The 23014-nt window shown below is 55.5% G+C and carries 24 protein-coding genes; 14 read left to right on the plus strand and 10 right to left on the minus strand.

All coding sequences use genetic code 11. The features are described 5' to 3' along the window. Positions 1-124 precede the first annotated feature (124 nt). Positions 125-1387, plus strand: a complete 1263-nt coding sequence (locus tag DBQ51_RS00560; protein ID WP_107630448.1) for an S-layer homology domain-containing protein — start codon at positions 125-127, stop codon at positions 1385-1387. 67 nt (positions 1388-1454) lie between these two features. Then, positions 1455-2486: a copper amine oxidase N-terminal domain-containing protein gene (locus DBQ51_RS00565; protein WP_107630449.1), complete on the plus strand. Its 1032-nt coding sequence runs from the start codon at positions 1455-1457 to the stop codon at positions 2484-2486. A 70-nt stretch (positions 2487-2556) separates the two neighbouring features. On the opposite strand, the gene gltA is transcribed toward DBQ51_RS00565, so the two are convergent. The 3 genes from gltA to DBQ51_RS00580 all read right to left on the minus strand — a co-directional run bounded on the left by gltA (position 2557) and on the right by DBQ51_RS00580 (position 5665). Beyond that, entirely contained in the window at positions 2557-3948 is a 1392-nt protein-coding gene (gene gltA / locus DBQ51_RS00570) for an NADPH-dependent glutamate synthase (RefSeq protein ID WP_107630450.1), read from the minus strand. Between the two features lies 1 nt (position 3949). Next, entirely contained in the window at positions 3950-4795 is an 846-nt protein-coding gene (locus tag DBQ51_RS00575) for a sulfide/dihydroorotate dehydrogenase-like FAD/NAD-binding protein (RefSeq protein WP_107630451.1), read from the minus strand. A gap of 123 nt (positions 4796-4918) precedes the next feature. After that, positions 4919-5665, minus strand: coding sequence for an SH3 domain-containing protein (locus DBQ51_RS00580; protein WP_054325895.1), 747 nt, complete (start codon positions 5663-5665; stop codon positions 4919-4921). A 211-nt stretch (positions 5666-5876) separates the two neighbouring features. On the opposite strand from DBQ51_RS00580, the gene DBQ51_RS00585 reads away from it, so the two are divergent. The 3 genes from DBQ51_RS00585 (at position 5877) to DBQ51_RS00595 (ending at position 8288) form a co-directional block, all read left to right on the plus strand. Continuing rightward, positions 5877-6716, plus strand: a complete 840-nt coding sequence (locus tag DBQ51_RS00585; RefSeq protein ID WP_054325896.1) for a basic amino acid ABC transporter substrate-binding protein — start codon at positions 5877-5879, stop codon at positions 6714-6716. 80 nt (positions 6717-6796) lie between these two features. Then, positions 6797-7579, plus strand: a complete 783-nt coding sequence (locus tag DBQ51_RS00590; RefSeq protein WP_107630452.1) for an amino acid ABC transporter permease — start codon at positions 6797-6799, stop codon at positions 7577-7579. Next, the gene (locus tag DBQ51_RS00595; RefSeq protein ID WP_107630453.1) at positions 7566-8288 is read left to right on the plus strand and encodes an amino acid ABC transporter ATP-binding protein; all 723 of its coding nucleotides are present in this window, start codon (positions 7566-7568) and stop codon (positions 8286-8288) included. The genes DBQ51_RS00590 and DBQ51_RS00595 overlap by 14 nt, the downstream gene beginning before the upstream one ends. 38 nt (positions 8289-8326) lie before the next feature. Here the strand turns inward: DBQ51_RS00595 and DBQ51_RS00600 are convergent, their stop codons facing one another. The 4 genes from DBQ51_RS00600 to rpmB all read right to left on the minus strand — a co-directional run bounded on the left by DBQ51_RS00600 (position 8327) and on the right by rpmB (position 11894). Further along, entirely contained in the window at positions 8327-10480 is a 2154-nt protein-coding gene (locus DBQ51_RS00600; protein ID WP_107630454.1) for a Tex family protein, read from the minus strand. Positions 10481-10584: 104 nt separating this feature from the next. Then, on the minus strand, positions 10585-10914 hold the full coding sequence (locus DBQ51_RS00605; protein ID WP_107630455.1) for a branched-chain amino acid transporter permease: 330 nt from the start codon (positions 10912-10914) through the stop codon (positions 10585-10587). Continuing rightward, positions 10911-11600, minus strand: a complete 690-nt coding sequence (locus DBQ51_RS00610) for an AzlC family ABC transporter permease (protein WP_107630456.1) — start codon at positions 11598-11600, stop codon at positions 10911-10913. The genes DBQ51_RS00605 and DBQ51_RS00610 overlap by 4 nt, the downstream gene beginning before the upstream one ends. 105 nt (positions 11601-11705) lie before the next feature. Continuing rightward, the gene (gene rpmB, locus DBQ51_RS00615) at positions 11706-11894 is read right to left on the minus strand and encodes a 50S ribosomal protein L28 (protein WP_078096872.1); all 189 of its coding nucleotides are present in this window, start codon (positions 11892-11894) and stop codon (positions 11706-11708) included. 201 nt (positions 11895-12095) lie between these two features. Here rpmB and hprK point away from each other — a divergent pair, with 201 nt between their 5' ends. The 6 genes from hprK to DBQ51_RS00645 all read left to right on the plus strand — a co-directional run bounded on the left by hprK (position 12096) and on the right by DBQ51_RS00645 (position 17301). Continuing rightward, positions 12096-13028, plus strand: a complete 933-nt coding sequence (gene hprK / locus DBQ51_RS00620; RefSeq protein ID WP_107630457.1) for an HPr(Ser) kinase/phosphatase — start codon at positions 12096-12098, stop codon at positions 13026-13028. Positions 13029-13177: 149 nt separating this feature from the next. After that, positions 13178-13900 (plus strand): phosphatase, encoded by a 723-nt coding sequence (locus DBQ51_RS00625; protein ID WP_054325900.1) that lies wholly within the window; start codon positions 13178-13180, stop codon positions 13898-13900. 12 nt (positions 13901-13912) lie between these two features. Beyond that, entirely contained in the window at positions 13913-14836 is a 924-nt protein-coding gene (locus tag DBQ51_RS00630; RefSeq protein WP_054325901.1) for an ROK family protein, read from the plus strand. Between the two features lie 144 nt (positions 14837-14980). Further along, on the plus strand, positions 14981-16525 hold the full coding sequence (locus DBQ51_RS00635) for an N-acetylmuramoyl-L-alanine amidase (protein WP_159068015.1): 1545 nt from the start codon (positions 14981-14983) through the stop codon (positions 16523-16525). 19 nt (positions 16526-16544) lie between these two features. Beyond that, positions 16545-16949, plus strand: coding sequence for a C-GCAxxG-C-C family protein (locus tag DBQ51_RS00640; protein WP_242977791.1), 405 nt, complete (start codon positions 16545-16547; stop codon positions 16947-16949). A 130-nt stretch (positions 16950-17079) separates the two neighbouring features. After that, positions 17080-17301: a DUF6514 family protein gene (locus DBQ51_RS00645; protein WP_147573672.1), complete on the plus strand. Its 222-nt coding sequence runs from the start codon at positions 17080-17082 to the stop codon at positions 17299-17301. Positions 17302-17338: 37 nt separating this feature from the next. On the opposite strand, the gene DBQ51_RS00650 is transcribed toward DBQ51_RS00645, so the two are convergent. The 3 genes from DBQ51_RS00650 to DBQ51_RS00660 form a co-directional block, all read right to left on the minus strand. After that, entirely contained in the window at positions 17339-17905 is a 567-nt protein-coding gene (locus tag DBQ51_RS00650) for a chromate transporter (protein WP_107630460.1), read from the minus strand. Next, entirely contained in the window at positions 17902-18444 is a 543-nt protein-coding gene (locus tag DBQ51_RS00655) for a chromate transporter (protein ID WP_107630461.1), read from the minus strand. The genes DBQ51_RS00650 and DBQ51_RS00655 overlap by 4 nt, the downstream gene beginning before the upstream one ends. Positions 18445-18580: 136 nt before the next feature. Then, complete coding sequence (locus DBQ51_RS00660) at positions 18581-18949, minus strand: VOC family protein (protein ID WP_054325906.1); 369 nt, start codon at positions 18947-18949, stop codon at positions 18581-18583. 143 nt (positions 18950-19092) lie between these two features. On the opposite strand from DBQ51_RS00660, the gene DBQ51_RS00665 reads away from it, so the two are divergent. The 3 genes from DBQ51_RS00665 to dnaB all read left to right on the plus strand — a co-directional run bounded on the left by DBQ51_RS00665 (position 19093) and on the right by dnaB (position 23014). Then, positions 19093-21081 carry a DHH family phosphoesterase gene (locus tag DBQ51_RS00665; RefSeq protein ID WP_107630462.1) on the plus strand — a complete coding sequence of 663 codons (1989 nt, stop codon included), beginning with the start codon at positions 19093-19095 and terminating at the stop codon, positions 21079-21081. Positions 21082-21123: 42 nt separating this feature from the next. Beyond that, positions 21124-21570, plus strand: coding sequence for a 50S ribosomal protein L9 (rplI, locus tag DBQ51_RS00670; RefSeq protein WP_054326073.1), 447 nt, complete (start codon positions 21124-21126; stop codon positions 21568-21570). Positions 21571-21649: 79 nt separating this feature from the next. Next, positions 21650-23014 (plus strand): replicative DNA helicase, encoded by a 1365-nt coding sequence (dnaB, locus tag DBQ51_RS00675; protein WP_407923204.1) that lies wholly within the window; start codon positions 21650-21652, stop codon positions 23012-23014.

The following is a 23014-nucleotide window of genomic DNA, read 5'->3' on the forward strand; positions in this document are numbered from 1 at the left end:
GCACTTCCTTTCCGTTTCCCGCATAGTATGCCCGCTTTCCCTTGGAAAACATGCGAAGCTGTGCTATAATTAAAAAACAAATCATCACAAATTTGGAATATTGAAACGATGGGAGACAATGTGAATGAATAAATGGACGCGTATGCTTTGCGCGGGCGCGGCGTTGGCCGCAGCCCTGACGGTTTCGGCGTTTGCCGCGGATTTTACCGAATGTGCGGAGCATTTGGACGATATGGGCCTGTTCAGAGGAACCGAGCAGGGATATGAACTGGACCGCGCGCCGACCCGCGCTGAAGCGGCCGCGATGCTGGTCCGGCTGCTGGGGAAAGAGGAAGAGGCCGGCCGGCTGGCGTATGACGCGCCGTTTACCGACCTGCAGGAGTGGGAAAAGCCCTATGTGCAGTATCTGTATGAAAACGGTCTGACGACCGGCGCGACCGAAACGACATTCGAACCAGAGGAACAATGTACCGCGCAAATGTACGCGGCGTTTTTGCTGCGCGCGCTGGGCTATACAGAAGCAGATGGGGATTTTGTTTACGCGGATTCATCCCGCTTTGCCAGTCGGATCGGGCTGTACGATCCGGCAACTGTAAATGAAGCGGATTTCCTGCGCGACCATGTTGTGGCGGCAAGCTATACGGCGCTTTCGATATCTCCGAAGGGTACGGATGACACGCTGCTGGCGCGGCTGGCAGCAGCCGGCGCGGTAGAGGAGCCGGCTGCTGCGCCGTATCAGGAATTATTCCAGGCCTATAACCGTTATCTGGATGCGACCAGTAAAATGGATGGATTGACGGCGTTGTCCGTCGGTCAGGAGCTGCGCGTGGATGCGGGTACCTTTGTAATGACCTGCGAGGAGCAGACAGCAATCGATTTGGGCGCGCCGGCGATGCTTACAGACCGCACAGTCACCCTGTCTGCGGAGCAGGCCGGAGAAAAAACATTTACTGCCGAAAGTTATACGGCAAATGGCTTTCGCTATTTGCGGCAGGACGGGACAAAATCGCGGCGCGCTTTGACCAATGGGCAGATGCAGCTCGCGTTTGAAGGTTATGCGCGCGTCCCTGTGGCATTGATCGATTCGGTTTCGGTATCCGGCCAAAGTTATACCATTGGATATAATCAGGCGGGGCTGGCGCGGTTGGACAGTGTGCTGGAAGCTGCGCAGTCGGCAGTGGGGGCGCTGGGCGATCTGGAAATCGAAGGGTTTACTGTCGTGCAGGAAGCCTCGGATGGTTTGATTCAGGCGCAGGAGGTCCGGTTTGGCTTTGCGGCAGACGGCATATCCGGCCAGGTGGAGAGTCGCATGACGCTGCAGGGAGTTGACAATCAGGTCACGGTTTCCGCGCCGGCAAACTTGGAGCAATACCCCTTGGTAAAATAACAGGGCGGCCGTGTAAAGGGAACAAAAGAGAACGGGGCGTCGTCCAAATAGAAAAGGAGGGATATGCATGAAAAGGAAGTTTTTGTCCAGTATGCTGGCGGCCGCGCTGCTGTATGTCGGCTCGTTTTCAGCAGGGGCTATGGGTGTGGAGGAGGTGAGCGTGCCAAACAAGCAGCTGCCTGCGCTGCAGCAATCGCCGGCAGGAGAGTATGCGACCGTTCTTGAAATGCAGGTCAAATCCGGCATGGAGTCGGTCATGACGGTCAAAACCGATATGTATGACCGGTTGGTGATGCGCTTTTCCAACACCTTGCTCATGGACACCCAAACAGGTACTCCGGTTTCGGAAACCGATATCGCAGCGGGCGACAAGGTATTCGTCTATTATGCGGACTATGTGATGGAAACTGAACCGCCGCAGACCGACGCGGCGGCGGTTCTGGTCAACCTGGAGGATGGACATGCGCCGGCGCGCCTGCTCACTGCGGAAGCCATCCAGCATCCCGCGGAGGAGGATGGGAGCGTTACCATCCTGACGGATAATGGAGAGTTGCTGCTTACCGTGCAGAAAGATACGGATATTCGGCCGTTAGGCACAAAAAATATCGCTTCAGCAGATGATATCCATATGGGGACACGGTTTTTCGCTTGGTACGATCAGGTGGCGTTGTCCGAGCCGGGGCAGGCGGTTGCAACGCGTATTGTCATCCCCGCGCAGCAGGGCAGCCGTTTTGCGATCGTCGTGGAAGGGGACATGGTACTTCCACTCGATGGGCGCGTGGAGCAAGGTATCTTGATGGTACCCGTGCGTACGGCGGCAGAGGCGTTAGGCTATACGGTGGTCTGGAATGGCGAAAACGAAAGCATATCTCTGAAAAAAGGGGAGCGGGAAACGCTGTTGGTATTGGGAAAGGACCAATATGCCGCGGATTTCCGCATGGGCGTGGCCATGGCGCTTGGCGCAGCGCCCTACGAGGTGGATGGCGTTAGCTGGGCGCCTGCGGAATTCTTTTCCCTGTTGGGCGAGTCGGTCACTCTGCGTGCGGGAGAACTGCATCTGGGGATCGTGAGAAATAACCAGTTGCCCGCGCCAAACTGAAGCAGTGGAGAAAACCGGTGAGGAAAAACAAAAGGACCTGCATGTATGCAGGTCCTTTTTCAATAGGCAGTTATTTTTTGTTTTTAATGTATTCATCCATCGCAGCAGCGGCGCGCTTGCCCGCGCCCATAGCGAGGATAACGGTGGCTGCGCCGGTGACGGCATCGCCGCCGGCAAAAACTCCGTCCTTGGAGGTGATGCCGTGTTCCTCATCCGCTACGATGCAACCCTTGCGGTTTGTGTCCAGTCCAGGGGTGGTCGTACGGATGAGCGGGTTGGGGCTTGTGCCGATTGCCGCAATCACGCAGTCCAGATCGAGGGTGAATTCGCTGCCCGGCACCGGCACCGGACGGCGCCGGCCGGATTCATCCGGCTCGCCCAACTCCATCTGCTGGCACTTCATGCCGGTTACATTGTAATTCTCGTCCGCGGTGATTTCCAGCGGCGCGGTCAGGAACTTGAAGATAATGCCCTCTTCCTTGGCGTGATGGATCTCCTCCAGACGGGCGGGGAGTTCCTTTTCCGAACGGCGGTAAACAATGTAGACCTCCTCCGCGCCCATGCGCTTGGCGCAGCGCGCCGCGTCCATCGCCACGTTTCCGCCGCCGACAACCGCTACCTTGTGCGCGTGCAGAATCGGCGTATCCGCACCGTCGCGGTAGGCCTTCATCAGATTGATACGGGTCAGGTATTCGTTTGCCGAGTACACGCCGTTTGCGTTTTCACCCGGCACGCCGATAAAGGTCGGCAGGCCCGCACCCGAGCCAACGAAAATCGCCTCATAACCGTCCGCAAACAGTTCGTCAATGGTTTCCGAACGGCCGACGACAAAATTAAGTACAAATTCGACGCCAAGGTCTTTCAGCGTGTCGATCTCCTTCTGGACGATCGCCTTGGGGAGACGGAATTCCGGTATACCGTACATCAGCACGCCGCCGGCGGTATGCAGCGCTTCAAAAACAGTTACTTGGTAGCCCATGCGCGCCAAATCACCCGCGCAGGTCAGACCGGCAGGGCCGGCGCCCACAATCGCACACTTGTGGCCATTCGCCGCAGGCTGGACGGGTTTTTCTTCACCGTGCTCGCGCGCATAATCCGCGACAAAGCGCTCCAGGCGGCCGATCGCGACCGGCTCACCCTTAATGCCGCGTACGCATTTCTGCTCGCACTGTGTTTCCTGCGGGCACACGCGGCCGCAGACAGCGGGCAGCGCAGAGGTTTCCTTGATTTTGGCCGCAGCTTCGAGGAATTTGCTCTCGGCGACAAGCGCGATAAATTCAGGGATCTTTACCTGCACTGGACAGCCCGAGATACAGGGCTTATGCTTGCAGTTCAGGCAACGCTGCGCTTCCTCGACCGCCATTTCCGGTGTGTAGCCGAGCGTGACCTCATCAAAGTTCTTGTTGCGGACGTTGGGGTCCTGCTCCGGCATGGGCATTTTTTTCGGATTCATGTTCGGCATCTCACTTGACCTCCTGCTTCATCAGATTACACTCGTGACGCTCGACAGACGCCTTTTCCTGCGCCTTGTACATCGCGCTGCGGCGCATCGAACCGTCGAAGTCAACCAGATGCCCGTCAAAATCCGGTCCATCCACGCAGGCGAACTTGGTCTCTCCGCCAACCGTCAGGCGGCAGCCGCCGCACATGCCCGTGCCGTCCACCATGATCGTGTTCATAGAAACAATGGTCTTGATGCCATAGGGGCGGGTGGTTTCCGCTACGAACTTCATCATGATCATCGGCCCGATGGCGATGACCGCGTCGTACTGGTTGCCCGCCTCGATCAACTCTTTCAAAACTTCGGTGACAAGCGCCTTGCGGCCGTTCGAGCCGTCGTCCGTGACAACATAAAGGTTGGTGGATGCGGCTTTCATCTCGTCCTCGAGGATAATGATATCCTTGTTGCGGAAGCCGGCGATCAGGTCGACCTCGCAGCCCATCTCATGCAGCTTTTTCGCCTGCGGGTAGGCAATGGCGCAGCCCAGACCGCCGCCGACAACGGCGACTTTTTTCAAGCCCTCAAGCTCGCTCGCTTTGCCCAGGGGACCGACGAAATCGTGCAGGCAGTCGCCCACGTTCAACTGGCCGAGTGCCATTGTCGTCGCGCCGACCTCCTGGAAAATAATCGTGATCGTACCCTTTTCGCGGTCATATTCCGCGATTGTCAGCGGGATCCTCTCTCCGTCCTCAGTCACACGCAGGATGATGAACTGACCAGGTTCCGCCTTGCGCGCGACATGAGGCGCTTCTATTACCATCAGCTTTGTGTTGGCATTCAGCGTCTTTTTTTCTAAGATCTGATACACTCTTTAAGTACCTCCTTGCGTTAAATCGCATCGAACAGTATTATTATACTGTTTATGCGGTGGGAACGCAAGTATAAATAAGGACACATAATCGGTTGTTTTGACCAAATTATACAATCCGATTCAGTAATTGAGTACAATATAGTCGCCGGATACATACCCTTCGTATTGATCGTAGCGCACAACGTACCACCCGTCATATTGCCCAAGCACAAAAACCTGCGCGCCGTTGGGCGCCTTGCCGATAACAGGTGCGGAAAGGGAGGGAGCGGAACGGATGTTCAGGTTGCCGGAAGATACCTCCACAGTGGCGGTTTGGATCGGTTGCGGTTCGACAAAGGGGATTTTAAAGTACTCTGTCAGGGAAAGGACGACGTTTCGGGCGATTTCATCGATATGATTGCGGATCCATTCCGCGTCCATGGGATTGTCGTGGTAGGCGAATTCGATCAGGACGGAGGGGGCGCGGGTGCGCGTGACCTCGCCGAGCGAGGTGGTCGGCCGGACGGTAACATCGTCGGGGTTGGGATAGAGGGCTTTCAGGCCAGAAACAATGGTCTGAGCAATCTCTTCGCTGCGCAGGGAATCGGGATAATAATAAACATCCGTGCCGCGAAGCTGACCAGACAGATTGACAGGCGCAGCGTTGGAATGTAGGGCGATATGCGCGTCGTAATTGCCCTCGTTGGACGCGCGGATGGAGGAGGCGGCTGTCATTTCCGGAGTGTTGCGCGTGAATTCAATGCCGGAAGCGGTCAGGTAGGGTGCCATTGCATCCGCGATCTGGTTCATATAATACTCTTCGCTGCCATGTCCATCATAATAAAGGTTGTATTCTTGGGTTGAGGGAGATAAGTAGATACTCGGCATAACTAGGACCTCCAAACAGGATTTTGTCGCTGTCAGACTATGCCGCGGTACGGAGATTGGTCACCATGAACGATATAATAAAAAAGAGCGGGTGTTTTTCAGCGGTTTTCCCTGTTTTTTGTGTTGCATTTTTAAACGCGGCACTGTATAATATATCTTGTCTGAAATGTTCGGCCGCCCAAACGGCCGAGATAAGGAGGAGAAAGAAGCAATGAAGAAATTTTCGATTGCAATGCTGAGCATGGTGCTGGCCGGCTCTCTGCTGTTGAGCGGCTGCGGCGGCAATACCGACACCCAGCAGAATGAGGATAGCAACACGGACGCGGCCGCGACCGACAGCACGGATACGGCGGATGGCGGCGTGCTGCGCATGGGTACCAACGCAACCTTCCCGCCGTATGAGTTTACCGATGAAAACGGCGAGGTTGCAGGCATTGACGCGGAAATCGCTGCGGCGGTTGCCGAGAAGCTCGGCATGGAGCTTGATATCACCGATATGGCGTTTGAATCGCTGATTCCGGCGTTGCAGGCTGGTACGATTGATATTGTTCTGGCTGGTATGACGGTGGATCCGGAGCGTGCGGATCAGGTGAACTTCACTGATTCTTATGCAACCGGCGTACAGGTAGTTATTGTTCCGGAAAATTCGGATATCGCACCGGTAGAGCAGGAGGATGGCTCGCTTGCGGTAGATCTGACCGGTAAGACCATCGGCGTGCAGACCGGCACGACCGGCGACCTGTACTGCACCGATGATTATGGTCAGGAGAACGTCAAGCAGTTTGATAACGGTCCGCTTGCGGTGGCCGCTTTGGTCAACGGCCAGATCGACTGTGTGGTTATTGACCAGGAGCCGGCAAAGAATTATGTAGCGGCTAACGAGGGCCTCAAGATTTTGGATACCGCATACGCAAACGAGGATTACGCGGCGGCGATCAGCAAGGACAACACAGAGTTGCTGGAGCAGGTAAACGCGGCGATGCAGGAGCTGAAAGACGACGGTACGCTTCAGTCCATCATCGACAAATACATCACGGCAGATGGCGAGTAATTGATTTGGTTATGAACGAAAGGGGACGGCGCGCGCCGCCCCTTTTCGCTCGATTATGAGAAATAGAAAGGGGATAGGCTGTGGTAACGCTCACATTGTCAAACTGGCTGGAAACCGCGCCTGACTGGATTCTCTCGCTTCCGGAAAATCTGCAAAGGCTGCTGTTCCAGCTCTACCAGACCTTTATTTACCAAGACCGTTGGACTTGGTTTGCCCAAGGCCTGCGTATCACATTTATCGTAACGATCGGCGCGCTTATTTTGGGTATCATCATCGGCCTGCTGGTCGCCATGGTCCGCACGGCGCACGACTCCCAGCGGATGGGCAAGCACAATCCGGTGCTAGGCGTGCTGAATGTATTGTGCAAGGTATATCTGGCCGTGATCCGTGGTACTCCAATGATGGTTCAGCTTTTAATCAGTTGTTTTGTCATCATGGTGCCGAAGGATGACTTCGGCAGCCTGATATGCGGTATTGTGACGCTGGGCATCAACTCGGGCGCCTATGTTGCGGAGATCGCGCGAAGCGGCCTGATGTCGATCAGCGCCGGCCAAATGGAGGCGGGGCGCTCGCTTGGCCTGAACTACGGCAAAACGATGCGCTACATCATCATCCCGCAGGCCATTAAAAATATCCTGCCTGCGCTGGGCAACGAGATGATTACCCTGCTCAAGGATACCTCGCTGGTTTCGGTCATTATGCTGCGCGACGTGACCAAGCAGGCACAGAATATCGTTGCCAATACTTATCAGCCCTTTGTGCCGTATGTCAGCTTGGCGGTCATTTATCTTGTGATCGTCCTGATTCTGACCAAGCTGCTCGGTATTTTGGAAAGGAGGCTGCGTGCAAGTGATCGACGTTAAAAACCTGTGCAAATCCTTTGGGGATCATCAGGTGCTCAAGGGCGTCAACGAGCATATCGAAAAGGGAGAAAAGGTCGTTATTATCGGACCGTCGGGGTCCGGCAAATCCACTTTTCTGCGCTGCCTCAACCTGCTGGAGGAGCCTACCAGCGGCGATATCATTTTTGAAGGGCAGAATATCACCAGCAAGGTGACCGATATCAATTTGATCCGCCGCAAGATGGGCATGGTGTTCCAGCAGTTCAACCTGTTTCCTCATCTGACCGTGCGTGAGAATATTAAGCTGGCACCTGTCAAGCTCAAGATCATGACAGAGGATGAGGCGGACAAGCGTGCGATACAACTGTTGGAGCGCGTCGGTCTGCCGGATAAGGCGGACAGCTATCCGGTTCAGCTGTCCGGCGGGCAGCAGCAGCGTATCGCAATCGCCCGCGCGCTGGCAATGAATCCGGATGTGATGCTGTTTGACGAGCCTACCTCCGCACTGGATCCCGAAATGGTCGGTGAAGTGCTGGAGATCATGAAAGAGCTTGCGGACGATGGCATGACCATGGTTGTGGTTACACACGAAATGGGATTCGCACGCGAGGTCGGCACCCGTGTACTGTTTATGGATGGGGGAAACATTGTGGAGCAGAACGAGCCGCACGCTTTTTTCACCAATCCGAAGCATCCTCGGCTGAAAGATTTCCTGTCCAAGGTATTATAAAAAACGGGGTACAGCTTTTGCTGTACCCCGTTTTCCGTTTATTTGGCCTGCTTCATGGAAAGGGCGATGCGGTGGCTTTTGGGATCAGCCGACAGGACGACTACATCCACGATATCACCGACGGTGACCGCTTCGGAGGGGTGCTTGATATAACGGCTGCAGATTTGCGAGATATGCACCAAACCGTCCTGATGGACGCCGATATCCACGAACGCGCCGAAATCCGCCACATTGCGTACCGTTCCTTTGAGCTTCATACCAGGCTTCAGGTCCTTGAAATCGAGGACATCCGAGCGGAGCAGCGGCGGCGGCAGCTCATCGCGTGGATCGCGCCCGGGCTTCTGAAGCTCGGAAATAATATCCATCAGGGTCGGCACACCAACCCCGCAGCGCTGTGCGGCATCGGTTCGGCCCAGTTTCTCTATGCGTGCAGAAAGCTCTCCCAGCTTGCCGGAAGCAGCGTCCTGAACGGAGTATCCGCACAGGGTAAGCAGCGTTTCAGCCGCGGCGTAGGATTCGGGATGGACCGCGGTCCGGTCGAGCAGGTTGTCACTTTCCGGTACGCGCAGAAAGCCCGCACATTGCTCATAAGCCTTGGGGCCAAGCCCTTTTACCTTCAATAGCTGCCTGCGGCTGTCAAAACAGCCGTGTTCCTCACGATAGGCAGTAATATTTTTCGCCACGGTACCGGAAATGCCGGCAACGCGCGACAGCAAAGCGGAAGAAGCAGTGTTGAGATCCACGCCGACAGCGTTGACGCAGTCCTCAACCACGCCATCCAGCGCCTCGGATAGGCGTGCCTGCGGCATATCGTGCTGGTATTGCCCGACACCGATTGCTTTGGGGTCGATTTTGACCAGTTCGGCCAGCGGATCCTGCAGACGACGGGCAATCGATACGGCGGAACGCAGGTTGACGTCATAATCCGGAAACTCCTCGGCCGCAAGCCTGCTCGCGGAATAAACCGAGGCACCGGCTTCAGAGACGACCATGTACTCGATGCCGCCGCCGTATTCCCGAATAAAGTCGGCAATCAATAGCTCGCTTTCCTTGGAGGCTGTGCCGTTGCCGATCGCGATGCAGGTAACATGGTGCGCGTCGCACAAACGGCGCAGCGTTTTTTTCGCTTCGTCCACTTTTTGATAGGGCGGCGTGGGGTATATGACAGCGGTATCCAGCACCTTGCCGGTGCCATCCACCACGGCGAGCTTGCAGCCGTTCCGGTAGCCGGGGTCGAAACCGAGCGTCACACGGTTTTTCACAGGCGGCTGCATAAGCAGGGGGCGCAGGTTGAGCGCAAAGGTATGGATCGCCTGTTCGTTTGCCGTATCGGTCAGTTCGCTGCGCAGCTCGCGCTCCAAGGAGGGGAACAGCAGCCGTTTCCAGCTATCCTCACAGGTGGTGCGCAGCATGGCGCAGAACGGATTTTTGGGATGCAGGACAGCGCGGTTCAGCTCGACCAGCGCCTGGCTGTCGTCCACGGTCAGGGCCACCTTGAGCTTACCCTCCTTTTCCCCGCGGTTGATTGCAAGGACACGGTGGCTTTGCAGCCGGCGGACCGGCTCGGAAAATTCGTGATACATCGCATAGACGGTATCCTCCGCGTCGGTTCCGGCGGTTTGTATCACACCGGTCTGGCGGATCAGGCGGCGCAGGCGGCCGCGGATATCCGCATCGTCCGAGATATCCTCCGCAATGATGTCCGAGGCGCCTGACAAGGCTTCCACAGCGGTTTCGATGCCTTTGGCGGGAGCGACGAAAGGCGCGGCAAGCGCGTCCAGATCGGGGGAAGGCGTGCGCGCGGCAAGAAGCTGTGCAGCCAAAGGCTCCAGACCCTTTTCGCGGGCAACAGAGGCGCGGGTGCGGCGCTTGGGGCGGTAGGGGCGGTAGAGGTCGTCGAGCGCGGCCAGGGTCTGTGCCTCTGCGATTGCGTGGTCAAGCGTCTCGGTCAGCTTGCCCTGCGACTCGATCGATGCGCGGATTTCCGCACGCTTTTCATCCAGGCTGCGCAGATAACCGAGCCGGTCAGCAAGCGTGCGGATCATCTGGTCGTCCATCGCGCCGTGCAGCTCTTTCCGGTAGCGGGCGATAAAGGGGACGGTATTCCCCTCGTCAAGCAGTTTGACGACATTGGAAACGTATGATTCCGGCTGCCGCAGCTCATGCGCCAGCATATTAATAATAGTCTGCATAAAATAACTCCTTTTTCAGCTTGCTTTATTGTACCACAAAATTCTTGGTCGGGAAATAAAAAAACCGCATTGGAAAACCAATGCGGTCAGGGATAGACAGGGCATCAGACAAATATACCCTGCACCAAAAACATATACAGAATGGTGCCGACGCCGATCGATAACAGGTTGTTCCGTTTCCAGACGTGCAGCAGCGCAACGACAGCGATACAAAGCAGCTCCGGCGCACCGTGCGGCACAGCAAGCCAGTCCACGCTTTTGACGCAATAGATGACCAACAGAGCGATCACAGCGGGTGGGAGCGTCTCGCCAAGATAGCGCACGATCGGGGGGATGGGCTTTTTTCCATTAAAAAGCAGGAACGGCGCGACGCGTGTCGCAAAGGTGCAGAGCGCGGCGACGGCAATCATGGCAAACGCTTTTTGCGGGGTCATTCCGACACCTCCCCTGTAAGCTTCCCGCGTAGCGCGACCAGCATGACGCAGATGGCCATCATGGCGGGCAGGATAAAGTTATCCGGACCGAGCAAGGTAAGCGATACAGCGGCCGCGCCAAGCCCGAGAAAGGCAGGGATATGGCATTTGCTGCTTTTCCACTGCTCGACAAAAATCACAGTAAAGAGCGCGGTCATCGCGAAATCAATGCCTGTGGTATCGAACGGCAGCACGCCGCCGATGATTGCGCCAATAACCGAGCCGATGATCCAGTAGCTTTGGTCAAGCACGGAGATCAAAAAGCGCATCGCAGCAGGGTCGACACCGTCCGGCGTTTTCAGCGAACAGAGCAGGGAATAGGTTTCATCGGTCAGGGAAAAGATCATGTACCACTTGGCGCGCCCCATCTGGTAGAAGGTATCGAGAAAAGAAAGACCGTAAAAGATATGGCGGCAGTTGAGCAGAAGCGTCATCACCGCGACGGTGACAAGGGACGAGTTTGCTGCAAGGAGCGAAACCAGAAGATATTGTCCGGATCCGGCGTAGATCGTCAGGCTGGACAGAAACGCCCAGGGAGCGGTAAAGCCGGCATCGCGCAACATCACGCCAAATGCGAAACCGATAAAAAGATAGCCGCACAGCACTGGGATTGTGACCGTAAACGCGGGGCGGAGCGCCTTTTTCATGGGAATCACCTACCGTTAAGGGATACTGAGGAAAGGGATATGCAATAGAAAAGCGCCCTGCAAGCAGAGCGCCTCAACATGCTTTCAACGTATCGCGCGGGAAACTCAGATCGCGCGGGTTACCTTGCCGGAGCGGAGGCACCGAGTACATACGTTGATATGGCGGGGAGTACCATCGACCAGAGCCTTCACACGACGAACATTCGGTTTCCAAGTTCTGTTGGAACGACGATGAGAGTGAGAGACCTGAATACCAAAGGTCACGCCCTTGCCGCAAATATCGCACTTTGCCATTTTCCTGCACCTCCTTCTCTTGTGCATTGCGTAACGGATATTATAATACCATAATGCCTGTAAAAATGCAAGCGGTTTTTTCATAAAAAGTCCTATTTTTCAAGTTTTGCCGCAGAAGAGCGGGAAAACGTTGAAAAAGGTGGAAAATCAGGGTATAATACAAGCATCGACATACCTGCCGCTGCGGAGGGGAGTATTTTTATGCAGTTAAAAGAATTTGGCGTCAGCTTAGGCGATCTGATACAGGAGTTTGATTTTGAGGTCGTCTACGGACCGGAGGGCTTTGAGAAAATCGAGATCACAAAAGATGATGTCAACCGCCCGGGACTGCAGCTCGCCGGTTTTTTTGATTATTTCGATCCCAATCGTATTCAGATTGTGGGCAAGGTGGAATCAAGCTATGTAGAGCAGATGACGCCGGAAGCGCGGCTGGCATGCTTTGAGCGGCTGTTTTCCACCGGCATTCCGGTATTGATTGTCTCGCGGAATATCGATGTGTTCCCCGAGTGCCGGGCGGCGGCGGAAATGTATAAGGTGCCGATCCTGCGCACCAACGAATTTACCTCAACGATCATGAGCGCGGTGATCGCTTCCCTTAAGGTCAACCTCGCGCCGCGGGTGACGCTGCACGGCGTCCTTATCGAAATTTACGGTGAGGGCGTCCTGTTGCTGGGCGATTCCGGCGTCGGTAAATCCGAGACTGCAATCGAGCTGGTCAAGCGCGGCCACCGGCTAATCGCGGACGACGCGGTTGAGATCAAGCGCGTGTCGGACAAGACGCTGGTCGGCACGGCGCCCGAGGTCATCCGGCATTTTATCGAGCTGCGCGGCATCGGCATTGTCGATGTGCGCCGGATCTTTGGCATCGGCGCGATCAAGATGACTGAAAAGGTCGAGTTGGTTATCAACCTGGAGCCGTGGGAGGATGGAAAGCAGTACGACCGCCTAGGCCTGGATGGACAGACGACCAGCATTCTGGATATCGCGGTTCCGTCGCTGACGATTCCGGTCAAGCCCGGCCGCAATCTTGCGGTCATTATTGAAGTCGCCGCCATGAACGACCGCCAAAAGAAGATGGGCTTTAACGCGGCACGCGAGCTGCAGGAGCGCATGCTCAAGCAGTACGGAAACTGATGCGCAGAGGTACGGCCGGCCACCTCGCAGCGCTATGACTTGCCTGCGCGCCGGACGTTTTTGAAAACAGGCGTCAAACGCCTGTTTTCTGTTTGGATAGACACTTTACGCGAAATGGATTTCACCACAAAAAGGAGCAATTGTTTTCTATGCACATCGTAGCAGACCTGCATACCCACACGATCGCCAGCACACACGCGTACTCCACGGTATATGAGATGGTTCGCGGCGCAAAAGCAAAGGGACTGATCGCGATTGGCATTACTGACCACGGTCCGGATATGACAGACGGCCCGCATGAGTGGCATTTTTCCAACCTGAATATTATTCCGCGAGAGATAGACGGCGTGGCCGTGATTCGGGGAATAGAATTCAATATCTGTCCCGGCGGGGCGCTGGACCGGATGAGTGAAAAAAGCCTGGAGCCTGTGGAGTTTGCGCTGGCCTCTTTCCATGACTGCTGCTTTGCCCCCTCCACGCGGGCGGCGCATACAGAGGCGCTCGAAGCAGTGCTGCATGATAAACGGGTGCAGGCGTTTGGGCATCCGGGTAACCCCAAATTTGATTTTGATATGGAGCATATTATTTCACAGTGCAACCAGTACGGCAAGTTGGTGGAGATCAACAGCAATTCCTTTGCCATCCGGAAAGGAAGCAGGGAGAACTGCACGGAAATCGCGCGCCTGTGCAAAAAATATCAGGTGCCGATCGTTGTGGACAGTGATTCGCATATTGAATATACAGTCGGCTGTGTAGACAACGCATTGGAGATGCTGGAAGAGATCGGGTTTCCGGAGGAGTTGGTGGTCAACAGTAGCGGGGAGCGTCTGGATGAATATTTTCGTGGACGCGGTTTGACGCTGTTCGGATGAAAAGGAGGAAACATGATGCGGATCGGTATTGATTTAGGTGGAACAACGGTAAAAGCGGCGCTTTGTCGGGAGGATGGCACGCTGCTGCATAAAATGAACGCGCCCACCCGTTTGGGAGACGCGGATGGGCTGCGGGCGGATATGAAAGCGCTCGCGCTCGCGCTTTGCGAAAAAGAGGCAATAACGCCGGAGCAGGTACAGAGTATAGGTATCGGCGTACCTGGCTCGTTCGACAAGGAAACCTGCACGCTGCGGTTCGGAACCAATTTGGATATGAGCGACGTGTGCTTCGCGCAAGCGTTCGAGCCGGAATTCCAGTGCGCGGTCCAACTGGATAACGACGCAAATTGCGCAGCGCTGGGAGAAGCGATTGCGGGCGCGGCAAAAGATACCAGAAATATGCTGATGATTACCCTGGGAACCGGCGTCGGAGGCGGGATTGTGGTAGACGGAAAACTTTATACCGGCTGCAACGGCATCGCGGGAGAATTGGGACACATCGTGATACGACAGGGCGGCGAGTCGTGCAACTGTGGACGAAAGGGCTGCCTGGAGGCCTATACCTCCGCTTCGGCTTTTGTCCGCTTTGCGGAGCGTGCCTTGGAGGCAGGAAGAAAGAGCGTTCTGGAAGAAAATCGGGGGGCGCTGAACGCCAAAATGATATGTGATGCCGTAGACGCGGGTGACACCCTGGCGCGGGAGCTGTTTGAGGAATACTGCGTCAACCTCTCCTGTGGGCTGGCGAACCTGGTCAATATTTTTCAGCCGGAGTGCATTGTCATCGGGGGTGGCCTTGCGGGCTATGGGGAGAAACTGATCGAGCCGCTGCGCCGCTTAACAGAAGCGGAAACCTTCCAGGGCGCGTCATGCAATGCAAGGATCATTGCGGCCGCGCTGGGAAATGACGCGGGGCTGATTGGCGCGGCGATGCTTTAACGCAAAACTGTAATATAGAGCGGCGCATTTGTAATATTACAAATGCGCCGCTCTACCCTTCAAAGCATTGAAATTCGGGCTTTTTCGTGATAAAATACGTTCCGTATTATGAGAAAACCAGCTTGTTCAACCCGGAGGTCTATCATGCGTTTGAAACGAATGATTGCCCTGCTGTGCGCATCGCTGTATATTTTAACTGGCACAGCCGCAGCGGGTGAAATAACAAAAGAGGAAACCGAACAGCAAATCGTTCTGGAAGCCGGCGTGCCGGCGGCAGAAGAGGGCCGCGCTGTTTCGCAAAACGCGGCCCCGCAAATGCTGTCCGCACGCGCGGCGCTCAAGACGGTTCCATCGACGCACAAGGTCACGGTCAATGGGCAGGCCGTCAGCCCGCAGGCCTATAATATTGACGGATACAACTATTTTAAGCTACGGGATATTGCGTTTCTGCTCAGCGGCACCACGGCGTCGTTTGATGTGCAGTGGAATGGGGAGAAAAACGCGATCGACCTGATATCCGGCGCGGTCTACACCGCGGTGGGCGGGGAGATGAGCGTTGCATCCTCCTCTACGCTCCGTGTACAGGAATCGACCGCCAAGCTGCTGCTGGATGGCAGCGGCGTATCCATCAAGGGCTATAATATCAATGGGAACAACTATTATAAGATAGCGGACGTATCGACTGCAATGGGGTTTACTGCGGCATTTGAAAGCGCGACGCAGACGGTGCAGATCAAAACGCCGTCTGCGCCCGATCCGGAAATGCAGCCGGAGCCTGATCCGGAAGGGCCGCAGGAACCTGCGGAACCGGAAGAGCCTTTCGTGACAGGGGTCTATCAGGTTAAGGTCAGCGACTACCTTTCGGTACGGACGGGTCCCGGGCTTACTTATGCGGCGGTCGGCAAGCTCACAAACGGTACAGAAATCGTCGTGGATTCGATAACGGATAATTGGGCGCATATCATGGTTGGAGACGACGGGAGCGACCGCTATTGCAGTGCGGACTATCTTGTACGGGTGAAGGACTATGATACGTCCGAGGGAGAGCCGGAGCCGGTTATCAAGCCGGTGCGGCCGGAACGTACCTTGAATATTGATGGAAAAATGACCGTGATCGTTGACCCCGGCCATGGCGGCAGCGATGTTGGCGCACATAACGAGGACGGTTCTCTGGATGAAAAGCATATCAACTTGTATGTTTCGCAATATCTGGAAGAATATCTGGAGGAAGCGGGCGTTCGGGTGATCATGGTACGCGATACACTGGAGGAGGGGAGCTCGCTCTCCCTGCGCGGTCAGATCATGGAAGAATATGTGGACACGGTTGATCTGTTTTTCAGTGTCCATCATAATGCGGCCAATACGACGGCACGCGGTGCGGAAGCGCTGGCGCAAATCGTGGATAAGGACGGAGGGCCGACCAGGATTCTGGCGGAGGCGCTGCTGGAGGAGTATGAGAAGCTGGGCGTCCCGATCCGGCAGGTCGTATTCCGAGAAGGAAGCAACGGAGATTATTATTATACGAATCGCGTGGCATCCGCGCTGGGTATTCCTGCCCTGACCAGTGAATTTTGCTTTATCGATAACGAGGAGGATCAAAAGTTTATCGATAGCGAGGAGGATTGGCAGGCGGAAGCGCTGGCGCAGTTCCATGCGATCATGCGCTATTTCGAGAAGGTTGAATATTAACGGACAGGAGAGATTGAACGTGACGGAAAGAGAAGAGCGGGCGCAACGTTTGCATGACAGCGGCTATAACTGCGCGCAGGCGGTTGTGTGTGCTTATTGCGACCGGTTTGGGTTGGATGAAAACACGGCGTTTAAAATGGCCGAGGGCTTTGGCCTGGGCATGGGGCTTATGGAGGTTTGCGGCGCGCTGACCGGCGCGTTCATGCTGGCGGGCTGCAAGCAGAGCAAGGGCTGCAGCCACCAGGGGGAAACAAAGGCGCAGACCTATAAGTTGACAAAAGCTCTAGCGGCCGCGTTTGAGGAGAAGAACGGCACCTACCTTTGCAGAACGCTAAAAGGCGTGCCGGATGGAACGGTAAGGCGGTCCTGCCCAGGGTGCATTAGTGATGCTTGCCAACTTATCGAAGAATATTTGTTGAAATAGCCGATTTGCCGCAGATGTCAACCCATCTGCGGCAACTTTTTTTGCTATCGTTCGCCTGCTTTCGACAGACGGCACCTGTGCAGGGGCGTAAAATGAGGGTTATGAATTGCAAACAAAGGGGGCGATAGCTGTGGTTCGCTATATTGTTACTGAACAAGCCCGTGCTGAACGGACGCAGTATGGTATAGCCGCCATAACGGAGCGGAAGCGCGTGGACCAAATTGATGATGTTGCGCTGACGCTCGAAGAAACCATGCGGCTGGTTTCGTTGTTGCAAGATAATGGCGTGGCACCGGAACATTTTCGAGATGTTGTGGAAGATTATCTTTCGGGTTTGATGATGGTCGAATAAAAAACGGCGGAAACGATAGGGTTTCCGCCGTTTTTTATTAAAACTGAAAGAGGATGCCTCCGATGGCCCCTGCAAAAATGAATAGAATGGGATGGAGCCTGGGGAATTTCCAAATACACAGCGATAGCGCCAGGAAAAAGGCGATCGCAGGGAAATTTAATAACGCAAGCAGGCTGCCGACGCCCTTCCAAAGCTCGGTATGAAAAAGCGAGGCGGCAAATACCTCCAGCATAGCGCCGAAAATCAATCCGGCGGAGGCAGGGCGCAGGCCGTAAAAGGCATCCCTGACAAGCGCGGAATCGCGAAACCTGGTCAGGGCGCGCGAGATCAGGATGATGATGACCACGGAAGGGAAAACGAGCGAGCAGGTTGCGATGACAGAGCCCCCTAGCCCCGCGGCATGGAAACCGGCGTAGGTCGCGGTATTGATGCCGATCGGCCCAGGCGTCGATTCGGAAACCGCGATCATGTCCAACAGGTCGTTTGGTGTAAACCAGGGGTATTTGAGCGAAATGGCCTTGAGAAAGGGCAGCGTCGCCAGACCGCCGCCGACCGAAAAAAGGCCGGTTTTGAAAAATTCCCAGATTAGCTGTAAATAGATCATGTGCGCCGCCTCCGGAAGAAACCGATCGCAATGCCTGCCGCGCCAGCCAGAAGCACCATCACTACGGGAGAAACCTCAAAAAATGCAACGGCGGCAAATGTAATAAGCAGTATCAAGGTGGTAGGCAGGTCAACAACACCTTTCCTCGCCATTTTCAAAACCGACTGCAACACAAGCGCGCAGACCGCGATGCGGATGCCGGAAAAAGCGTGCTGCACCACGGCAAGATGCGCAAACTGCTGGATACAGGCAGCGATGATAACAATGATTATCAGAGACGGCGCGACCATGCCGGCCGTAGCGCAGACCGCGCCAGGCACTCCGTGGGTCTTATAGCCGACAAAGGTGGAGGTATTGACTGCGATTACACCGGGCGTGCATTGGCCGATGGCATAATAATCCATCAGCTCGTCCTCAGTAGTCCAGCCGCGGTTTTCAACGATCTCCCTCTGGAGCAGGGGCAACATGGCATAGCCACCGCCAAACGTGCATACACCGATGCGGGCAAAGGTGAGAAACAGGTCAAGATAAGGGTTCAAAAACAGCCAGCTCCTTTCCGTATACGGTATCAGTATATCATATTTTGATGGATATGGATGGAAAATATCCGTAAAATTGCGAATGGGGACAAAAAAGGCTGCCAGAATCTGTGCTGACAGCCTGCGGATCGGTAAATCAACGGGAGGGGATGACCTCGAGCCAGTATCCATCCGGATCGGAAATAAAGTATATGCCCATCGCGGGGTTTTCAAAGCAGATACAGCCCATCTGCTCATGCTTGTGATGAGCGGCTGCAAAGTCGTCCACCTGAAACGCAAGATGGAATTCGTTATCGCCAAGGTTATAGGCATGGTCCCAATCCCGCAGCCAGGTCAGCTCCAGTTGGTGGGCGCTTTTGCCATCGCTCAGATAGACGATGATAAAGCTCCCATCGTCAGGGCTGATGCGGCGGACTTCGGACAGGCCGAGCGCCTCTTGGTAGAATGCGAGCGACCGGTCCAGATCACGCACATTGAAATTATTGTGTGCAAACGTAAATTGCATAAAGGTTTCCTCCTTTTCGGGTATGGGATTACTTTACCACGTTTTTCCGCAAAACACAATCGGCATAGACGATTTTTGTTTACATTACGGCCGTGCGATGATATAATTAATATGCGTATTTGCGTCCGAAAGGGGGACGGAAATTGAAAAAGAAATTTCAAAAAGCGCTGCAGCCTGGGCAAACATGGTTTTACCTGCTGTTTTTGCTGTTTGCGGCGGGCGGATTATATTTTTCGTTGTGGTATGGCGCCGCGGGCATAGCGGTCTGCGGCATACTCCGGCTTGCTTCGCTGCGCCAGGAATCCGAGCGAAAACGTCAGGTGCAGGACCTGATGGAGAATATTGAGGTCAGCGGTGGTGAAATAAAGCCCGCGGTAACCCACTCTCCGCTGCCGACGGTTGTTGCGCTGGCAACGACCGGCGAGATCGTTTGGGCAAACGAAGCGTTTGCGGAAATCAGCGGCCAGTTTAGCGGCGCCCGCCATATGCGAATGACCGAACTCGCGCCAACGTTTGAAACACGGTGGCTGATCGAGGGGAAGGAAGAATTCCCGGGAGAGCTTCGTATGGGGCGTCGGGCATACCATGTATTCGGCAGTATGATTCCAAGCGGCGCCGGACAGATGATGATGCTCTATTTCATTGACTGTACGGAATACGTCCGGCTGCGGGACGCGGCGGAAACGCGCCATCCGGCGCTTGCCATCATCGCGATCGACAACTACGAAGAATTGATGAAGAACGCGACGGACTCAGAAAAATCCGCGATCCTTGCTGATATTGACCGCCGCCTGTCCGAATGGACGCGCGACAGCAGCGCGGTCCTGCGGAAATACGACCGCGATAAATACATTTTTATCATCGAAAACGCTGAGCTTGACAAGCTTGCGGCGCGGAAATTCGCCGTGCTGCAGGAGGTGCGCGATATCCGCAACCACGAGGGCGTCCTCGCTACACTGTCGATCGGTATCGGCAGGGACGGGGAAACGCTTGCGGAAAGCTATCAGTACGCTGGGCTGGCAATCGACATGGCGCTGTCACGCGGCGGTGACCAGGCGGTCATTAAAAACCGGTACACCTTTGAGTTTTACGGCGGCCTGAGCGAGGAAGTGGAAAAGCGCACCAAGGTCAAAAGCCGCGTTGTGGCAAACGCACTGAGTCAGCTCATCCGAGACTCCTCGCAAGTGCTGGTCATGGGCCATAAGAACAGCGATATGGATGCGATCGGAGCGGCGGCGGGCATGGTATGCGCGGCGCGCGTCAAGGGCAAGCCCGTGCATATCGTTGTGGACCAGCAGCACACCATGGCGTCGGATCTGATCGAACGACTCGAGTCCCTGCCCGAATACAAGGACGTTTTTATCAGCGCAGAAGACGCCATGATTATGTGCGATTTTAATACGCTTCTGATCGTGGTGGATGTGAACCGTCCCGGCTATGTAGAAAGCGAAGCGCTGCTTCAGTCGATCAATAAAGTGGCGGTCATTGACCATCACCGCCGCGCTGCGGATTATATAGAGAACGCGGTCGTTTCGTTGCATGAGCCATACGCTTCCTCCGCATCCGAGCTGGTCAGCGAGCTGCTGCAATATCTGGTGCCGAACAACGATATCCTCACCGGCGAGGCGGAGGCGATGCTCGCGGGCATCTATCTGGATACCAAGGGTTATTCGACTCGCACCGGCGTGCGCACGTTCGAGGCCGCAGCCTATCTGCGCCGTGCGGGCGCGGAGGTGAGCGATGTCAAGCGCCTGTTCCAGTCAAGCTTTGATCAGTATATGGAGCGGCAAAAAATCATCTCTTCCGCGCGCAATTGTGGGCAAGGCGTGATTTTCGCTCTCACAGATCAGGAGATCGACCGCATTGCGGCTGCACAGGCGGCGGACGAGCTTTTGTCGATCATTGGGACAAGGGCCAGCGTTGTCGCGTTCCGCAGCGGGGTGGATATGGCGGTTTCCGCCCGTGCCTCCGGACAGGTCAATGTACAATTGCTGATGGAGCGTCTTGGAGGCGGCGGCAACCATTCCGCCGCGGGGGCGCAGCTGAAGAATACGACGCCGGAGGAGGCGGACCGTATGATTACCGAGGCGATTCACGGCTACTTTGCCGATCAGGAAAGTGAAGCGCAGTAGACAGATAATGTAAGTGTATCCCGTTGAAAGGAGAAAGATATCATGAAAGTAATTCTTACAGCAGACGTAAAAGGAAAAGGAAAGAAAGGCGACCTGATCGAGGTCAGCGAGGGCTATGGCCGCAATTTCCTGCTGCCGCGCGGTCTGGCTGAGCCGGCCACCGCGGATAATCTGAACGTGAAGAAAGCACAGGACGAGGCGCATGCCCGCAAGGTGGCGCTGGAACAGCAGGCCGCACGGGAAGCGGCGGAAAAGCTGAAGGTCAGTCCGGTCAAGGTGCCGGCGAAAGGCGGGGCAGGCGGACGCCTGTTCGGCGCGGTGACCTCGAAAGAAATCGCGGAGGAGTTGAAAAAGCAGTACGGCCTAAATGTGCCGAAGCAGAAAATCGTGCTGGAGGAGCCGATCAAGACCTTTGGCGTCCATCGGGTGAAGGCCAAGCTGTATCAGGATATCGCGGGAGAGATTCTGGTGCAGGTCGTAGAAGCATAGTCAGGTAAGGGACAAATAGGGCGGAAAGCAACCGCCCTGGCGAAGCGGTATATTTTTATTGGAAAGGCGGTGTGCAGCTTTGGATGAGCTTCTTATGCGGCAGGTGCCGCAGGACCTGACTGCGGAGCAGTCTTTGCTGGGCGCCATGCTTGTCGATCCAAACTGCATACCGGAAGTGATCGAGCAGGTGCGCGCGGATGATTTCTATGCGGATGAGAACAAACGCATTTTTGAAACCATCTATTCCATGTTCAACGGCGCGCAGAAGATCGATCCGGTCACCGTGCTGGATATGCTGACCCGTCTCGGCTATTACGATGAGGCAGGGGGCAGGGCATATCTCTTTCAGTTGATGGAGGTAACGCCCGGAACGCGCAACGTTTCGGAATATGTCCGCATTGTGCGCGACAAGAGCCTGCTGCGGCAGCTTGCCGACGCGTGCGCCGAAATTCAGCAGCATGCGCTGGAAGCGCATGGAGAAGCGTCCAGCATCGCGGAGTTGGCGGAGCAGCGCATCTATAGCATCCGTCAGGGACGGGAGATCAAAGGCCTGTCCAAGCTGAGCGAGGTCATCGCGGACCTGTATACGGAACTCGATGAGCGTGCCAGGTCGGACAGCGATATCCCAGGCATGTCAACCGGATTTCACGCGCTGGACACGGCGTTGACAGGCCTGAACAAATCCGACCTGATACTGATTGCGGCGCGTCCCGGCATGGGTAAGACCGCGTTTGCGCTCAACATTGCGCTCAACGCGGCAAAGGCGAGTGTAAAGGGCAAGCCGAAGGGCTATAAAAAAGGGACGGGCGTGTGTGTGTTCCAGTTGGAAATGGGCAAGGAACAGCTTGCGAGCCGCTTTTTGTCCAGCGAAGCGTTGATCGAGTCGCAAAAGCTCAAGACTGGTAACCTGGATGGGGACGATTGGGTCAAGATCGCCCGCGCGTCCGGCGTGCTGGCTGGCCTGAATATCTATGTGGACGATAATCCGGCGATTACTGCGGCTGAAATCAAGGCGAAATGCCGGCGGCTGGGGGACGAGTTGGGCCTTATCGTGATCGACTACCTGCAACTGATGCACGCAGGCGGCCGGCATTCGGATAACCGCGTGCAGGAGGTCGCAGAGATCTCGCGTTCCCTCAAAATCATGGCGAAAGAGCTCAATGTGCCGGTCGTCTGTCTGTCCCAGTTGTCACGCGCGTCCGAACAGCGCGCGGATAAGCGGCCGATGCTGTCCGATCTGCGCGAATCCGGTGCGATCGAGCAGGACGCGGATATCGTCATGTTTATTTATCGTGACGATTATTATGATGACGAATCGGAGCAGAAGAACATAGCGGAAATTATTATTGCCAAAAACCGACACGGCGCCACCAACACGGTGGAGCTGCAATGGGTCGGTCAATATACAACGTTTTCCAATCCAGACAGAATCCACGGGGAGTAG

It is taken from the genome of Agathobaculum massiliense, from assembly GCF_900291975.1.
GTDB lineage: Bacteria > Bacillota > Clostridia > Oscillospirales > Butyricicoccaceae > Agathobaculum > Agathobaculum ammoniilyticum.

What these genes read in the sequence shown, in the direction of transcription:
- DBQ51_RS00600 (WP_107630454.1), bottom strand. Translation starts at nt 10,480, where the DNA reads ATGCAGACTATTATTAATATGCTGGCGCATGAGCTGCGGCAGCCGGAA.
- DBQ51_RS00610 (WP_107630456.1), bottom strand. Translation starts at nt 11,600, where the DNA reads ATGAAAAAGGCGCTCCGCCCCGCGTTTACGGTCACAATCCCAGTGCTG.
- gltA (WP_107630450.1), bottom strand. Translation starts at nt 3,948, where the DNA reads ATGCCGAACATGAATCCGAAAAAAATGCCCATGCCGGAGCAGGACCCC.
- rplI (WP_054326073.1), top strand. Translation starts at nt 21,124, where the DNA reads ATGAAAGTAATTCTTACAGCAGACGTAAAAGGAAAAGGAAAGAAAGGC.
- hprK (WP_107630457.1), top strand. Translation starts at nt 12,096, where the DNA reads ATGCAGTTAAAAGAATTTGGCGTCAGCTTAGGCGATCTGATACAGGAG.
- DBQ51_RS00650 (WP_107630460.1), bottom strand. Translation starts at nt 17,905, where the DNA reads ATGATCTATTTACAGCTAATCTGGGAATTTTTCAAAACCGGCCTTTTT.
- DBQ51_RS00635 (WP_159068015.1), top strand. Translation starts at nt 14,981, where the DNA reads ATGCGTTTGAAACGAATGATTGCCCTGCTGTGCGCATCGCTGTATATT.
- DBQ51_RS00585 (WP_054325896.1), top strand. Translation starts at nt 5,877, where the DNA reads ATGAAGAAATTTTCGATTGCAATGCTGAGCATGGTGCTGGCCGGCTCT.
- rpmB (WP_078096872.1), bottom strand. Translation starts at nt 11,894, where the DNA reads ATGGCAAAGTGCGATATTTGCGGCAAGGGCGTGACCTTTGGTATTCAG.
- DBQ51_RS00605 (WP_107630455.1), bottom strand. Translation starts at nt 10,914, where the DNA reads ATGACCCCGCAAAAAGCGTTTGCCATGATTGCCGTCGCCGCGCTCTGC.
- DBQ51_RS00660 (WP_054325906.1), bottom strand. Translation starts at nt 18,949, where the DNA reads ATGCAATTTACGTTTGCACACAATAATTTCAATGTGCGTGATCTGGAC.
- DBQ51_RS00580 (WP_054325895.1), bottom strand. Translation starts at nt 5,665, where the DNA reads ATGCCGAGTATCTACTTATCTCCCTCAACCCAAGAATACAACCTTTAT.
- DBQ51_RS00560 (WP_107630448.1), top strand. Translation starts at nt 125, where the DNA reads ATGAATAAATGGACGCGTATGCTTTGCGCGGGCGCGGCGTTGGCCGCA.
- DBQ51_RS00625 (WP_054325900.1), top strand. Translation starts at nt 13,178, where the DNA reads ATGCACATCGTAGCAGACCTGCATACCCACACGATCGCCAGCACACAC.
- DBQ51_RS00565 (WP_107630449.1), top strand. Translation starts at nt 1,455, where the DNA reads ATGAAAAGGAAGTTTTTGTCCAGTATGCTGGCGGCCGCGCTGCTGTAT.
- DBQ51_RS00630 (WP_054325901.1), top strand. Translation starts at nt 13,913, where the DNA reads ATGATGCGGATCGGTATTGATTTAGGTGGAACAACGGTAAAAGCGGCG.